Genomic DNA, 516 nt, shown 5'->3' on the forward strand with positions numbered 1-516 from the left:
GTCAGCGCGGCCAGCACAATATGAAAGCTTATGGTGATCGCGAACTGGGCACGCGCAGCGAGCAGCGCCGAATCAATTGCGTCCATGCCCTCAAGGCTCTGACGGTATTACAGAAATCTTGCCGTTTCGTTCCAGGATCGCAAACTTGATCTGGTCAATGTTTTCGATACCTTGGCTTGAGCGGGCCGCCTCCATCACATCCGCTTCAACCAACCGCGCATGCCGTAAGCGCTTGCTTAAGAGCTTTCCGTTTTCGACGATGATGGTAGGCCCGCCGTCGATTAATCTGGAAAACCAATCCGAACGTTGTTTCAACAGCGAAAGGCCGACGTCGATAGCAATTAACGTAACAATCACCAAGACAGAGTTGGTCAGGGAGAAGTCGTCACCTAACAATGCCTGCTGCGTGGCTTCGCCAATGATCATCAACAACACGAAATCAAACGTCGTCAACTCCGCCAAAGAACGCCTGCCGGCGATTTTGAACAGCACCATCAAGACGAGGTACAACGCGAA

Annotated in this window: 1 protein-coding gene; it reads right to left on the reverse strand. The window is 52.1% G+C overall.

The features are described 5' to 3' along the window. Positions 1–90: 90 nt before the first annotated feature. The coding region (locus AC1DRJ_RS32205) for a DUF421 domain-containing protein (RefSeq protein WP_477805640.1) at positions 91–516 on the reverse strand (426 nt) is incomplete at its 5' end.

The organism is Pseudomonas sp. P5_B2, from assembly GCF_056400445.1.